13 protein-coding genes are annotated in these 15,111 nt (G+C 55.1%); 12 read left to right on the plus strand and 1 reads right to left on the minus strand.

What is annotated here, in order from left to right; all coding sequences use genetic code 11:
* The first annotated feature begins 211 nt into the window (after positions 1-211).
* From BQ8482_RS10995 to BQ8482_RS11035, 9 genes are all read left to right on the plus strand, one after another.
* Positions 212-1,075, plus strand: a complete 864-nt coding sequence (locus BQ8482_RS10995) for a transporter substrate-binding domain-containing protein (protein WP_123147656.1) — start codon at positions 212-214, stop codon at positions 1,073-1,075.
* 30 nt (positions 1,076-1,105) lie between these two features.
* Complete coding sequence (doeB, locus tag BQ8482_RS11000; RefSeq protein ID WP_123147657.1) at positions 1,106-2,095, plus strand: N(2)-acetyl-L-2,4-diaminobutanoate deacetylase DoeB; 990 nt, start codon at positions 1,106-1,108, stop codon at positions 2,093-2,095.
* Between the two features lie 36 nt (positions 2,096-2,131).
* Positions 2,132-2,911, plus strand: coding sequence for a maleate cis-trans isomerase family protein (locus BQ8482_RS11005; protein WP_244602734.1), 780 nt, complete (start codon positions 2,132-2,134; stop codon positions 2,909-2,911).
* A 37-nt stretch (positions 2,912-2,948) separates the two neighbouring features.
* On the plus strand, positions 2,949-4,130 hold the full coding sequence (locus BQ8482_RS11010) for a M24 family metallopeptidase (protein WP_123147658.1): 1,182 nt from the start codon (positions 2,949-2,951) through the stop codon (positions 4,128-4,130).
* Between the two features lie 16 nt (positions 4,131-4,146).
* Positions 4,147-5,238: a threonine aldolase family protein gene (locus tag BQ8482_RS11015; protein WP_123147659.1), complete on the plus strand. Its 1,092-nt coding sequence runs from the start codon at positions 4,147-4,149 to the stop codon at positions 5,236-5,238.
* The gene (gene ehuC, locus BQ8482_RS11020; RefSeq protein ID WP_123147660.1) at positions 5,235-5,900 is read left to right on the plus strand and encodes an ectoine/hydroxyectoine ABC transporter permease subunit EhuC; all 666 of its coding nucleotides are present in this window, start codon (positions 5,235-5,237) and stop codon (positions 5,898-5,900) included. Before BQ8482_RS11015 ends, ehuC begins: the two co-directional genes overlap by 4 nt.
* On the plus strand, positions 5,901-6,569 hold the full coding sequence (ehuD, locus tag BQ8482_RS11025; RefSeq protein ID WP_123147661.1) for an ectoine/hydroxyectoine ABC transporter permease subunit EhuD: 669 nt from the start codon (positions 5,901-5,903) through the stop codon (positions 6,567-6,569).
* Positions 6,570-7,388 carry an ectoine/hydroxyectoine ABC transporter ATP-binding protein EhuA gene (gene ehuA, locus BQ8482_RS11030; RefSeq protein WP_280178814.1) on the plus strand — a complete coding sequence of 273 codons (819 nt, stop codon included), beginning with the start codon at positions 6,570-6,572 and terminating at the stop codon, positions 7,386-7,388.
* Between the two features lie 113 nt (positions 7,389-7,501).
* A complete protein-coding gene (locus tag BQ8482_RS11035; protein ID WP_123147662.1) occupies positions 7,502-8,980 on the plus strand; it encodes an aldehyde dehydrogenase in 1,479 nt (492 codons plus the stop codon).
* 834 nt (positions 8,981-9,814) lie between these two features.
* Here BQ8482_RS11035 and BQ8482_RS11045 read toward each other — a convergent pair.
* Positions 9,815-10,744, minus strand: a complete 930-nt coding sequence (locus tag BQ8482_RS11045; protein ID WP_123147663.1) for a LysR substrate-binding domain-containing protein — start codon at positions 10,742-10,744, stop codon at positions 9,815-9,817.
* Positions 10,745-10,903: 159 nt separating this feature from the next.
* On the opposite strand from BQ8482_RS11045, the gene phnA reads away from it, so the two are divergent.
* Genes phnA through BQ8482_RS11060 form a run of 3 tightly spaced genes read left to right on the plus strand, consistent with a single transcriptional unit; the run spans position 10,904 to position 15,079 of the window.
* Entirely contained in the window at positions 10,904-12,178 is a 1,275-nt protein-coding gene (gene phnA, locus BQ8482_RS11050; protein ID WP_244602735.1) for a phosphonoacetate hydrolase, read from the plus strand.
* A complete protein-coding gene (locus BQ8482_RS11055) occupies positions 12,179-13,447 on the plus strand; it encodes an alkaline phosphatase family protein (protein ID WP_123147664.1) in 1,269 nt (422 codons plus the stop codon). It abuts the gene before it with no gap.
* 39 nt (positions 13,448-13,486) lie between these two features.
* Positions 13,487-15,079 (plus strand): ABC transporter substrate-binding protein, encoded by a 1,593-nt coding sequence (locus BQ8482_RS11060; RefSeq protein ID WP_123147665.1) that lies wholly within the window; start codon positions 13,487-13,489, stop codon positions 15,077-15,079.
* The last annotated feature ends 32 nt before the right edge of the window (positions 15,080-15,111 follow it).

The raw sequence follows: 15,111 nt of genomic DNA on the forward strand, positions 1-15,111 counted from the left end.
CTGCGGGTCCGCGCAAACTGAGAATGGGTAAGCTTGCCTCGCGATCAACCTCGGACAGGCCGTTGAACAGAGAAAAAAAGCAAGTAGCACCTTTCGTGCGCGCTTTTTCATCGCATTGAAGGCGGAAAACGCACGATCGCCGCTCTTCAGCCCGTTAAACTGATTGTGCTTGACGGGTTATCCGATCAAGACTCAACCACGAGGCACTCACATGACAGCAACAGGGAAGTTGGGAGTAAAGCATTTCGCACTCGCAGTCGTTCTGACAGCAATCACGCTTGGTGCTACGGGACTAGCTGTTGCCGATGATCTGCTTACGCGTACGCGCGCTGGCGCGCCTCTTAGAATTGGCTTTTCAAATGAACGACCTTGGGCATTTCCTGATGAAAGCGGTAAAGCCGCAGGCCTGATGAATGTCGTCGCAATCAACACTCTCAAGGCAATGGGCATCACGAATATCGAGCCGGTTATTGTAGAGTGGAATTCCTTAATTCCCGGCTTGCAGGCAGGGCGATATGACATGATCACCGGAGGGATGTACGTCCTGAAGACCCGCTGCGATAGCATCGTCTTCTCGGACCCAGTCATAAGGATGGGCGATGTCTTTGGTGTCCCCAAGGGTAACCCAAAGAAGATCGAGACATTCGAAGACATCAAGAATCAAAACTCCGTCTTGGTCACCACCGCAGGTAACAACACCGTCGAAGTTGCCAAAAAGGTTGGGATCTCAGACGATAAAATAATGCAAGTGCCCGGCCCCACAGAAATGCTAGCCGCTGTGCTAAGTAACCGGGCGGACGCGGCTGGAACAAATTATTTCAGCATAAAGGCGCTCGTCGACCAGAGTGATGGAAAGCTCGAAATCACAGATCTCAACAAAATGCCTGAGTGGACCTTGAATTGGGCTGCAATGGGCTTTCGCGAAGAGGACAAAAGTTTTATCGAGGAATACAATAAATTTCAAAAGAAATATATAGGATCTGCCGAAATGATTAGTTCGGTCGCTGAATACGGTTACACCAAGGACAATCTCCCGGGTAATGTATCGACGGATTGGTTGTGCAAGAACCGGTGAAGTAACCAATCTATTGTGGGTCTACCGACGATGGCGAAGAATCCAATTACCTCAACGGTTGATTTCCAGAAGGATGGAGTTCAGCATGGATTCCTGAATTTGCCTTACTCGTGTGACCAGTCCGCCTGGGGATCGATTAGAATTCCAGTGACTGTAGCCAAAAATGGAGAGGGCCCGACGGTCCTCTTCACGGGTGCGAACCACGGGGACGAATACGAGGGCCCTATTGCCCTTTTCGATCTGGCACGCAACATAAAAGCAGCCGAGCTTTACGGTCGCGTCATCATTGTACCGGGAATGAATTATCCGGCATTCCGAAACGGCACAAGAACGTCACCCATCGATGGTGGGAACTTGAACCGAATGTTTCCCGGCGATCCGTCGGGCTCGGTGACGTCGAAGATAGCGGACTATTTTTATCGTACACTTCTGCCACTTGCGGACTTCGTAGTGGACTTCCACTCCGGCGGTAAGACGTTGGAGTTTATTCCGTTCTGTTGCGCTCACGTTCTGGACAACAAAGAACAGGAAGAAAAATGTGTCGCCGCCATGCGAGCCTTCAACGCGCCATATTCGGTCATGCTGATGGAAATTGACCCGGAGAATATGTACGACACAGCCGCGGAACGAATGGGAAAGGTAGTCATCGGGACGGAGCTATCTGGCGGGGGAACGTCGACGGTCTACACAAATGAGATCGCGAAAAGGGGCATTAGAAATATCCTGAAGCACGCCGGAATAGTAAAGGGCGACCTGGAGCAGGCGTCCTCGACGGAGCTTAACGTGCCAGACCCGAGCTGTTTCCTATTTTGCGAGAATTCTGGTCTTTTGGAACCGTGTGTCGACCTGGGTGACGTCGTTGTTGCAGGTCAGATTGTTGCCCGAGTTCACCCAATCGGCCGCACAGGTGCCCAACCGGAGGAATACCATGCCGCGATTGGCGGAGTATTTTCCGGCCGACATTTCCCCGGCCTAATTTCGGCAGGAGATTTTCTAGGGTTGGTAACGGTTCCTCTGTGAACCGTACTTGGTCAACGTAGACAGAAGGCATTTCTTATGGCTGAAAAACATGAAACCGTGCGACGGTTCGGTCGTTCGAATGCTGCCACATTCGATGACGGGCCGGGGAAGTACAGAATAGGACTTGTCGCGTTGTCCAACGACTATGTGACTGAACGAGATTTCATGAATATGCGACCCGATGACGACGTCGTCATCTACACGAGTCGGCTTGCGAATGCTCCTGACTGCTCTTTGACGTCGTTGCGCGAAATGGCGCCACGCATCACCGAAGCCACTTCGCTTCTTGTTCCGGAAGGCCGCCTCGATGTCGTTGCTTATTCCTGCACCTCGGGAACGGCCGTTATGGGCTACGAGAGGGTTCAGGAACTTGTTCATGCTGGTCGTCCGGACGTAGCCTTCAGCACTCCGCTTACTGCGTCACTAGCAGGGCTCGGTCGCTTTTCGGTACGACGTGTCGCCGTTCTTACTCCTTATACCGACGAAGTGAATGACGTGATCGCCAGCAATATTGAGGCGTCCGGAATCGAAATAGCGGAGTTCAACAGCTTCAATCTGTCCGACAACGAGTTGATGGCGAGAATTACCCCGGATAGTATCGTTCGGTCTGCGTTGGAGCTTGATACATCGACCGCCGATGCCTTGTTCATTTCTTGCACTGCGATCAGGGCGGTTGAGGTAATAGAGATTATCGAAGCAAAAATAAAGAAACCGGTGATCACGGCGGTGCAAGCGCTGTTTTGGCAATCCTTGCGACTTGCAGGTTATGACAAGCCTGTTCCAGGATACGGGAGATTATTGAGACTATCCCAGTAACTGGATATCGAGTTCCTTTAAATAGTGTGGAATTAACATGTTTTACGACAAGCCGTTCAGCCCAGCTGAGTATGAGAGCCGAATATCAAAAGTGAAGCGGCGCATGGAAGCGGGCGGTTTCGACCTCCTCATCTGTCAAGACCCTGCAAGCATGAACTGGCTCTCCGGTTTTGATGGATGGTCCTTCTACACGCCACAGGCTGTTCTGATATGTTTAAGCGAAACCGCCCCAATTTGGTTCGGTCGCGCCCAGGATGCTAAATCGGCGCAGATTACCACGGACATTCCAACTTGCAACATCATCGGCTATTCTGAACCGTTAGTCCATCACGCGTCGAAGCACCCATTCGACGAACTCTGCGGCCTCATCCAGACGCGAGGCTGGGCATCCGCACGCATTGGCGTCGAGATGGACGCCCACTATTATACAGCCAGGGCTCATCAGCACTTGGTAGCCGGCCTTCCAAATGCACGATTTGCGGATAGCAAGGAGTTGGTCAATTGGGCAAGGCTGGTGAAGTCCGAGGCCGAATTGGTGTACATGCGGGAAGCTGGGCGGAACGTCTCGAGCACGATGAAGAAGGCCATTGCCAATGTCAAACCTGGCAGGAAGCAATATGAAATCGTCGCCGACGTGTATCACTCTCAGATCACCGGCCTCGATGGCAAGTACGGGGACTACACAAGCATTTGTCCGCTTATGCAGGTTGGCGAGGGCACGAGTACTCCCCATTTGACCTGGAGTGGCGAGGCTCTCCCAACCTCAGGCCTGGTTGTGATGGAGCTAGCGGCAGCGCGCCGACACTATCACACGCCTTTGACCCGCACGCTCCATCTTGGCGCTCCCCCCAGCCACATGGCCCGGCTCGCGGCCACGATCGTCGAGGGAGGCGACGCCGCACTTAGCGCGGCGAGACCTGGGGTAACTTGCGGCGAAGTTGAGAGAGTTTGGCAGGCCGTCCTCCGACGGGATGGCTTTGAGAAATTAAGCCGCGTTGGATATTCGATTGGGCTGAACTATCCCCCCGATTGGGGTGAGCGAACCGCAAGCCTGCGCGATGGTGACACGACGGTCCTTGAAGAGGGCATGTGTTTTCATTTTCAATCAGGCGTGTGGCTGGCAGAATATGGTGTCGCGGTATCGGAGCCTTTTGTTGTGACAGACAGGGGCGGAGAACAGCTGTCTAATGTCGATCGTGAATTGATTGTAATCGACTAAAGGTAACATAGCTCAAATGCGTCTATTTGCATCCGACAACGTGACCGGCGCCTGCCCAGCGGTCGTAGAAGCGGTCCTCTCCGCCAACGCCGGCATCGCGGCCTCCTACGGAGAAGACCACTGGTCGACTGCTTTGAAGGCTAAATTCTCTGAGGTTTTTGAGAGAGAGGTCGAAGTATTCCCGGTCCTTTCCGGAACAGCCTCAAATGCACTCGCCCTGGCAGCCCTTACGCCGGTTTACGGCAAAGTTTACTGCCATGAGTTATCTCATATCAATACTGATGAATGTGGGGCGCCTGAGCTACTCACCGGCGGTGCAAAACTCATTCCACTGCGTGGCGCCAATGGTCGGATCGTGCCGGATGACCTTGCCCAGGCAATTCGCGGACGTGGAAATGTTCACGTTCCTCAACCCGCCGTCGTCAGCATCACGCAGGCATGCGAAACCGGCACAGTTTACCGGCCCAGTGAAATTCTCGAAATTGCGGCGATCGCCCGTGATCACCACCTAAAGGTTCACATGGATGGCGCACGCTTTGCAAATGCACTTTCAACCTTGGGTGTCACTCCTGCGAAAATGACATGGCAGGCCGGCGTCGATGTTCTGTCATTTGGCGGGACAAAAAATGGGTGCTTCGTTGCCGAGGCCGTAATCTTCTTCAATCCTGAGATGGCTGAACACTTTGAGTTTTTACGCAAGAGGTCAGGACAGTTAATTTCAAAGATGCGTTTCGTTTCGTCACAACTACTGGCTTATATTGCCGATGACCTTTGGCTTCAAAATGCAATGGTTGCAAATGAAACGGCTCAAAAACTGAGCCGCGGAATGGCGGCTCTCCCCGAAATTGAACTGGCCTATCCTACGGAGTCTAACGAGGTCTTCGTGCGGTTACCAGATTACCTCATTGGCGGCCTAAGGGCAAAGCACCGTTACATCAACGAAGACGAGCTTGATGGGAAAGCCGTTCGCTTTGTAACATCATGGGTCACTACAGACGAGGAAGTTCAGAGCCTTCTCGACGATATCAGTCAATGCATCCTGGAAGCCAAGTGTGAGAGTCAGAGCACAAACACACTAAGTTCTCAACAGGGCGCCCCCCCGCGATGACATTTGTGGAATTCATCATAACCTATTATCCGCGCTTCCTCAGCGGTACAATAGTTACGATCGAGCAGTTCGTTTTGGCGTCAGCGTTGTGCATTGTCTTAGCGCTTTTTGCTGGACTGATGAAGCTCTCACCTAGAACGTCGGTGCGCGCCTGCGCAACCGTGTATATTGAAATATTCCGGGGAACGTCGCTATTAGTGCAATTATACTGGATTTTCTTCGTGTTACCACTATTTGGCATAACGCTTGACAAGTTTACGGCAGGAGTTGTGGCCGTCGGTCTTAATGTGGGAGCCTATGGCGCAGAACTCGTTCGTGGTGGTGTGCTTTCCGTCCCAACAGGACAATGGGAGGCGGCGGTTTCTATTAATATGTCGCCTGGAAAACGGATGTCTCGAATCATACTTCCTCAGGCTTTGGTAAACATGTTGCCAGCATGGGGTAACTTGCTGATTGAACTGCTCAAAGGAACGGCTCTGGTGGCCACTATTGCTGTGGCCGATCTGACGTTTGAAGCGCGTCAGATCAATTATTCGACGTTTATGTCGGCCCAAAGTTTTGGTTCCGCGTTGATAATTTATTACATCTTGGCAAGATGTCTTTTGACTCCTCTTATGCGGCGGCTAGAGAAGATTATGGCGCGTCAGATAGGAAGGGAATAAATGACCAACTGGCGCTGGGATTTTGTATGGGAAATCCTCCCGAGATTAATCTCGGCAACCGGAAACACTCTGCTCGCCGCTGGCGGAGGCTACGCCATAGCGCTTGTACTCGGGCTGGCATTGGCAGTTGCACAGAGGTCGCGGCACAATCTATTTAAAAACATCCTGCGCGAATTGATCGAATTTGTCCGTTCGACGCCTCTCGTGCTCCAAATATTCTTTATTTTCTATGTCGGCCCCCAATTTGGGGTGTGGCTGTCACCATGGACGGCGGGGATGGTCGCGATTGGCCTCCACTACGCGGCGTACCTGTCCGAAGTGTATCGTGGAGGCATTGAGAGCGTACCCAAGGGCCAGTGGGAGGCGGCCACTGCGATAAACCTGACTACGACTCAAACGTACTGGCGGATCGTCCTTCCTCAGGCATTACCTCCGTCCCTGGCAGGTATGGGGAACTACCTCGTCGGGATATTCAAAGACACGCCCATGCTTTCAGTCATTGGCGTTGGTGAATTGATGCATACAGCGAACGCGATCGGATCCGAAAGTTACCGCTTTTTGGAACCCTACACCCTGGTCGGCGTGATCTTCCTTGCCATATCGCTACCCACCGCGGCCCTGATCCGTTTACTGGAGGGTTGGGTGCGTCGCACATTAGGGATGAGTTGAATGAGTGAGGACATGACGGCATTTCCACTGCGGCTTGAAGGCGAAAACGCGCCAATGGTCCGATTTATGAACGTGTCCAAGAGCTACGGCGAACTCACTGTGCTCGACCAGCTAAATTTGGACGTTGAGCCGGGTGAGATGATGACGATCATCGGCCCTTCCGGTTCAGGAAAAACGACCGTTCTGCGAATGTTAATGACGCTTGAGACTATCAATAAAGGCGTCATTTATGTCGATGGGGAACCCCTCACGCACATGGTGAAGAATGGCGTTCTTGTTCCCGCAAACAAAGTGCACTTTCGAAGGATGCGCGCCAAGATTGGCATGTGTTTTCAGCACTTCAATCTGTTCCCTCATATGACAGCGCTACAGAACTGCATGGAAGGGCCAGTGCAGGTCCTCGGACTCACAAAGGAAAGCGCGCGTCAGCGAGCCGAGGAATTGCTGGAAATGGTAGGCATGTCGGACAAGCGAGATCATCATCCGTCCCGCCTTTCTGGCGGTCAGCAGCAGCGTGTCGCAATTGCTCGAGCCCTTGCCATGCGGCCAAAGGTGATGCTGTTCGATGAGGTAACGTCAGCACTTGATCCAGAAGTCATAAACGAAGTTACTGGCGTTATCCGCAAGCTCGTAGGAGAGCATCATCTAACGATGATGATGGTAACGCACCAAATGGGATTCGCTAGGGACATATCTGACAGGGTATGCTTCTTCTACGGTGGGAAGATTGAAGAACAAGGTGCACCTACCGATCTCTTTGGCAGCCCAAAGAAGCAGAGAACTAAGCAGTTTCTGAGCGCGGTCAAAGAAGCAGTATGACAGCTTGCTGAGGCGTCGTTTCGACAGAGCTCATGTGCTGACAATCACAATTGGAAGGTAGAAGTGATGCATTATGTTCTACAGGTATGCACTAATGTATCTGGTGCGAAGTCATGAGTAACTGTCTGACTGTGGAGGAATACAGAGCAATAGCGGGATCAATTCAGCTACCAACGCAAGTTTTCATAGACGGAACGTTTCGACCGGCTATCTCGGGAAAGACCTTCGAATCCATAAACCCAGCGACGGGCAAGGTGCTTGCTAATATTGCCGCTTGTGACAAGAATGATGTGGATCTCGCAGTGGCTAAGGCTCGCGAGGCCTTCAAGGATGGCCGCTGGTGCAAGATGCTGCCTGCAGACCGTAAGGCTGTGCTGCTGCGTTTGGTTGAGCTTTTGGGGCGCAATGCGCGCGAACTGGCTGTGATGGAGTCAATCGACAGCGGTAAGACGATCTACGATTGCGAGACCGTTGACCTTCCCGAAGCCATTAACTGCATAAAATGGCATGCCGAGGCGATAGACAAGATTTACGATCAGGTGTCACCCGCATCAGATGGTCACATTGCGATGATCGTGCGTGAGCCCATCGGCGTCGTCGGCCTTGTCTTGCCCTGGAACTTCCCACTGCTAATGCTGGCGTGGAAAATTGGGCCGGCGCTGGCGGCGGGCTGTTCCGTTGTCGTCAAACCCGCGGAGGACACATCGCTTACAACCCTTCGTGTCGCCGAGCTGGCGCATGAAGCAGGGGTTCCTAAAGGAGTGCTAAATGTCGTTACGGGCTCCGGATCTGATGTTGGCCAGCCGCTAGGCCTGCACGCGGACGTCGATATGGTGTCCTTTACCGGTTCTACCGAAACGGGCCGACGGTTCTTACGCTATGCCGCCGACAGCAATCTCAAGGAAATTGTTCTGGAAATGGGCGGCAAAAACCCCTGTATAGTGATGGATGATGCCGAGAACTTGGAAAGCGTTGCTGCCCATGTGGTGAACGGTGCTTTTTGGAACATGGGAGAGAACTGTTCTGCTATATCCCGGCTCATAGTTCACAAAGACGTAAAAGCCCCCTTGCTGGAGCGCATCGTGGCATGTGCTCGCGAATGGCCGCTAGGCGACCCGCTTGACCCGGAGAACCGTATTGGTGCCCTCGTCTCGAAAGCGCATTTCGACAAGGTTTGTTCCTATCTTGATGGGGGCGAGAAGTTGTACATCGGCGGTTCGACCGTCGACGGCATATATGTAGAACCCACCGTAATGGATGTGTCCAGCAATCAGGCAAGAGCCGCCCGCGACGAGATTTTCGGACCGATCCTATCAGTCATAACTGTCGAAAGCCTTGATGAAGCGATCCAAATCGCCAACGATACTGATTATGGTCTAGCAGCGTCAATCTTCACCGGAAATGCAAAAAGAGCGCTCCATGGTGCACGAAGTTTAAAGGCTGGGACCGTGACCGTTAACAGCTTCGGAGAAGGAGACGCCTCTACTCCATTCGGGGGATACAAGCAATCTGGCTTTGGAGGACGCGACAAATCGATCCATGCACACGATCAATATACTCAGCTCAAAACCATTTGGTTGGATTTGTCGTGAGGGGTTGATGCATTGAGGCGGCAGCCCGCTGATGCCGCCGGATGATGACCATCGGCTGGAGGAGTGTCTCGTCCTTCCCAATACGTTCAACGCTGGTAAGCCAGCAAGGTCGTCATACCCGATCTCTACAAGGGAGGTTGGCATTTCCGGCGTTATCCAACATCCGCCGGCTTGAGGGATGCGAAGGTCATTGTCGCTATCAACAAGGACGAGGAGGCACGGACTTCCAAGTTGCGACACAGCCTGATCGGCGCTCTTTCCGTCAAAGTCCGGCCGGATGGCTCTCCGCTTCTTATCTGAGCGGGGTGGCCGATGGATGAAGGTGTGCTGGGCTCAAACCGTCGACCCTCGTTCAAAATTCTAAATGAATCTCCAACTGTTTGACCATCTTCGCCGCGCTAATATCTTTTAGCCGATTATGCCAGTTATGCCGGGTTGGCAAGAGCACGATGCTCGCAGCAGCGCGCGAGGCATGGGGGCGCCAAGGCTACACGGTTTACGGCGCGGCCTTGTCGGGCAGACGGCCGAGGGGTTGCCCGCGAAACCAGTCCCGTTCGATACCGCCGACCTGAACGTCATCAACCCTTGGGACATCTCGCAATGATGGTCGGGGCGAATCGGCCGACCATCTCTCCACCAAACTCGGCATGCTAACGCCGTTCTCAGGAGTGCCATCCACACACGCACCCCTCTACGCAGCGCTCAAAGCTAGAAAAATCAGCCGAAGCCAACCCCAGGGCCGGATTGTGAGGTTCTGTATCCGTTCGCAAATGCCGGATAATCAGAGCACTTTCGTGTCGTGAGGCCGCGGCCGAAGACCTACGAACGAGGTCGTTAGAGAGCGTTGATGTGTGATGGCGTAGAAGGAGAAATGACCGGCGGTGTTTTTGGTGGCATGGACGCGAGCCAAGAAACGAAAAATGATTTCGGCGAACCAGTTGAAGCGCTTTCCTCATAAAGAGCCATGTAGTCAGCGCCCCTTACCCGCACGTTCGGTTCTAATTCCACGAGATCGCCGCGCAATAGAAGATCTTCGATGACAAGCAGTGGAGCTACAATCGCGCCCTGGCCGGCAAGAGCGGCCTCCAGGGCGATATAAAAGTGTGGGAAAGATGCGGCGCCTGAGGCGAGCCTCAACGGCGCGGAAGCCGCAAGCAGCCATGTCTCCAATTCTCCCGGCCGGGTGTCAGCCTTCAAGAGAGGTATTTCCTCAATGGCTAAGAACCCGGGCGCGCGGCCACCTGCAAGTCGTGGATGACAAACAAGCGTCAGTTCTTCGCGAAGAAAAACAACCGACTTTAGGGAAGGCGGCACAGGCCCGCCGCGCCTTATGGCCACGTCGAAGGGAATATCGTGCCAGTTCTCCGGCGTATGTGTTTGACGCACTCGGACCCCCGTCGTCTTATGCGCGGAATGAAACTCCGGGAGCCGCGGAATAAGCCACCGCATCGAGAACGTGGCGGGAGCGATCACACGCAGCTGCGCCTCACTTGTTTCCTCAAACAGTGTGCTGAGAGACTGCGAAATCAGATTGATCGCCATCCCGACGCTGTCCGACAGTCGCACTGCCGCTGGCAAGGGAGCCATATGGCGCCTGTTTTCGGCAAAGAGCGCCTCTCCGACCCATGTCTCAAGTGCCTTGATGTGCTTGCTGACCGCACTGTGCGTGACGAACAGTTCCTTCGCCGCCGCTGTGACACTTCCAGTTCGAACAACGGATTCAAGCGCTATTAATGATTTCAAAGGCGGAAGGCGTTGCTGCATTCTGTTCCTTTTTCTCACACGATGACAGAAGTAAAATCGATTTACTTGCTTACGTTCATCGGAATATATACCCAACAAAGCACTGATGTTATTCGATTCATGAAAATAAGATATAATAATAGCTATGAATCATGACAGTTTTATAACAGGAGTCCGATTTTGCTGCGCAAAAATACTTCGGGTGAATACGATCAAGCATCAACTCTGATCAACGGCCGAGATTATTGCTGGCCGCGGCGGCCAACCGTGGTGGTGTGTTTCGACGGTTGCGATCCCGCCTATGTTGAAGCTGCGAGTGCAGCCGGAGCCATTCCAACCCTGGACGCGATGCGCCGTAATGGTTTCGCCACGGTCGCGCTCGCGGCGATGCCCACCTTTACCAATCCCAACAATATCTCGATCGTGTGCGGTGCCCCCCCATCGGTTCATGGCGTGTCTGGAAACTACTATCTCGACCGAGAAACCGGCCGTGAAGTCATGATGGTGGACGCGACCCCGATGCGTGCCGATACAATTCTCGGACGCTTTTCCGAGGAGGGAGCCAACGTCGTAGCGATCACTGCCAAAGACAAGCTGCGCAAGGCGCTCGCGCGCAACCTCAAGGGAATCGCCTTTTCGGCCGAAAAGGCCGCTGAATGCACGATGGCCGAGAACGGCATTGAAGACGTGCCTGGCCTGGTCGGACGAAAGGCCCCCGAGCAATATTCCGCCGATCTGTCGCTTTATGTTCTCGATGCCGGCATCAAGCTGATCGCCGAACAGAAACCCGATCTTATCTATCTGTCCCTATCTGATTATGTGCAGCATAAGCATGCGCCAGCGACACCGCAGGCCGACGCTTTCATGGCGGCGGTGGATCAGCGTCTTTCAGTTCTTTTCGATCTGGGTGCTGTTGTTGGCATCGTCGCCGATCACGGCATGAACGACATGTCCTCACCCTCAGGTGGACCGAACGTTCTCTATCTCGGCGATAAGTTGGAGGAGGAATTTGGTGAAGGCAGTGCCAAGGTCATCTGCCCGATTACCGATCCCTTCGTTCGTCATCACGGCGCACTGGGTGGTTTTGTACGCATTCATCTGAGGAAGCCAGATTTGGAGCCCGAGCGGGTCGCTGCCTTGCTCCGGACCCTTCCCGGCATCGAAGATGCGCTCACGCGCGAGGACGCATGCGCCCGCTTTGAATTGCCGGCGGACAAAGAAGGTGATGTCGCGGTGATCGCCTGCAAAGGTGTAGCGCTTGGTGCGCGCGCTGTGGATCATGATCTGTCGGCCCTTGAGGGTGAAAACCTGCGTTCTCATGGCGGGCTCGCCGAACAAAGGGTACCATTCATCCTATCTCATCCGCTGCGGTCCGAATATGCGGCGCGCGCAAGAAGCTCGACGTTGCGCAACTTCGACATCTTCGAGTTTGCACTCAACGGCGTGGAGGCGTGAATGCGACGCGTTGCTGCTGTCATTCTCGACGGATTGAGGCGCGACTTCGTTCGTCCTGAGGCAACCCCTAACCTTGCGCGACTGAAAGAACGTTCCACCTGGTTTACCGCGCACCGCAGTGCCGTGCCATCGGTCACGCGAGTATGCTCATCAAGCTTCGCGACCGGTAGCTACCCGGCCCGGCATGGCCTTGAAGGCAATTCTCTGGCGCTGCTGGAGAATGATCGTTTGGTTATCCACGATGCAGGTCATCCCGATTTCTTGCAACACCGCCGGCGAGTGACCGGAAAATCATTGATCGTGCCTACATTGGCCGAGCGTATCGCGGAATTCGGCGGCGCGGTAACATTCTCCAACGTCTCGCCTGGCGCGGCTTACGCCCATGATCCGGATGGTCATGGCTTCGTCTATCATCGCACCGGCTCCTATGGGCCGGGACGCGATCCAGTTCCGGAGGACGCCGCCCTCAACATCGGCATCGACGTTGCCGGAGATCGCGCCATGACTCAGCGCTTCATCAAGGAGGCACTGACGGATCGGCGCCCGGCGCTTTCACTGTTGTGGCTTGGTCATCCCGACACCACGCAGCATGAGGTACCGCTCGGCTCCCCGGAGCATCTTCAGGTACTTCGAGACGCCGATGACCATGTTGGGCTTATCATTGATCGCGTCAATCTGCTCCGGGCTGACAAGGAAGATGTGCTTCTGATCGTCGGCTCGGATCACGGCCATCAGACGGTACATGCGGTGGTCGATGTCGAGGACGAGGTCGCCAGGCTTGGTTTCGCCGATCCGCTCGCGGCTGGCGATTTGGTCGTCGTGCCGAACGGCACCGCCGTGCTGATCTATGCCAGTCCGGCCGGCCGGCGCCACGTTCCGGCCCTTGCCGAACGCCTCCGGGACCAGACATGGGCCGGCCCGGTGTTTGCGGGCGAAGCACTGGGCGACATCGGCCAAAGCGATGCGCGCGGTCTGGCGGTCTTCGTGTCCATGGCCTCCGACGACCAGCCGAACGAATTCGGCGTTCCCGGGCGCAGCTTCGCCGCCAAGCCACTGGCCGGTAAGCCCGACAGGCTGGGCTGCGGCCAGCATGGCGGCCTGGGTGCCTATGAGCAATCCCCCTTTCTGATGATCGACGGCGTAGGCTTTGCTCCGGGCGCGGTCCGTTCCAGCTCCTGCTCGCTCGTCGACATCGCCCCGACCATCCTCGCTCATCTCGCCCTCCCAACTGAGGGCTGCGATGGCCTGCCGCTTCAGACAACCACTTGATTATCCACTTATTTTGAAACCGATTCACGAGGGACGACAATGACCACTGACAACCTGCTTGCGAAAACTCCGGCCGCCGCGGCGCTGTCGCGCCGCCATGTCCTCCAACTCGGTGCCGGCCTTGGTATCGGAGCGGCCAGCGGTCTGCTGCTCGGGCCCAAAGGCGCCCTGGCTCAATCGCCGCACAAAGGCGGCGTCGCCCGCATCGCCACAGAGATCAGCGATGCGACAGCCAGCCTCGACCCGATCAAGATCCTGACCAATACGGACATTGCCCGGGCCTTCCAGATCTATAATACGCTGGTGCGTATCGACGAGAAGCTCCAGGTTCAGCCAGCGCTCGCAGAATCCTTCGAAATGGCCAAGCCGGACGCCACCGAGTGGGTGTTCAAGCTGCGTCGCGACGTTACCTTCCACAACGGCAAGACCTTCACGTCTTCCGATGTCGTCTGGAACATCAACCGGCACATCGACAAGAAAAGCGAGTCGCGCGCGAAATCTCTGCTCTCGGGCGTCAGGGAAGTGAAGGCTGACGGGCCCGAGACCGTCCGCTTCGTTCTCAATGCGCCGAACGTCGATTTTCCCGTGGTCCTCGGCATGCCCTTTGTGGTGATGGCGCCGGAAGGCCAGACGGACTTTTCCATGCCGATCGGCACCGGCCCCTTCCAGATGAAGGAATATACGCCGGGCGGCACATCCTCGGCCGTTCGCTACGACGGCTACTGGAACGCCGACGCAGTCTTCCTGGACGGCATTGAGGTCGTGGCCATTGCCGAACCGGCTAACCGCCTGAACGCCGTTCTCGCTGGTGACCTCGATTTCATCATGAGCACGGACGTCGCTTCGCTGCCCTTGCTCGACCGTTCCACTGTTGCGGAAAAGGTATTCGTCCGTGCCGGTCAGATCGTCGCGATCGCCATGATGTGCAAGCAGGCCCCCACCAACAACAACGATCTTCGGCTTGCGCTCAAATATCTGCAGGATCGCGAGCGCGTGCGCACCAGCGTGTACAAGGGTTTCGCTCAGATCGCCAACGATCATCCGGTTTCGCCGATCGATCCGGTCTATTTCGCCGATCTGCCGATCCGGCCCTATGACGTCGATAAGGCGAGATTCCATCTCAAGAAGGCGGGAATGGAAAACGCTTCACTCGAAGTCTATGTCGCGCCAGGCGTCGGCCCGGGTCTGATCGACCAGATGCTGCTTTTCCAGCAGACCGCAGCTCCCGCGGGTCTCAAGATCAAGGTCAATCAGGTGCCGGGAGCAGGCTATTGGGGCAGCGTCGCCGGGAAGCATCCGCTGACCAGCACCCATTCCAACATGCGCCCCCGTGCCGATCTTTTCTGGACACCCTACATGTCATCGAAGGCGGGCGCGGCAAGCGATACCGGCTTTGTCGACAGCCGTATCGATAACCTGCTCGACGCGGCGCGTGCGGAAGTCGACGTTGCCAAACGCAAGCAGCATTGGTGCGATCTGCAGACGATCATCCACGAAGAAGGCGGCTACATGGAAGCGGCCTTCCCCGACTATCTGCACGCCAAATCCCGGCGGCTGCAGGGTGTCGTCGCGCATCCCATGGGCGGGCTCAGCAATTTCCTGAGCGGTGAAGGATGGTGGTTCAACGACTGAGCCTGACCCTCGGGTTCCAGTCCATCGAGGAG

This window comes from Mesorhizobium delmotii, from assembly GCF_900149755.1.
In the GTDB taxonomy this organism is placed as follows: Bacteria; Pseudomonadota; Alphaproteobacteria; order Rhizobiales; family Rhizobiaceae; genus Mesorhizobium; species Mesorhizobium delmotii.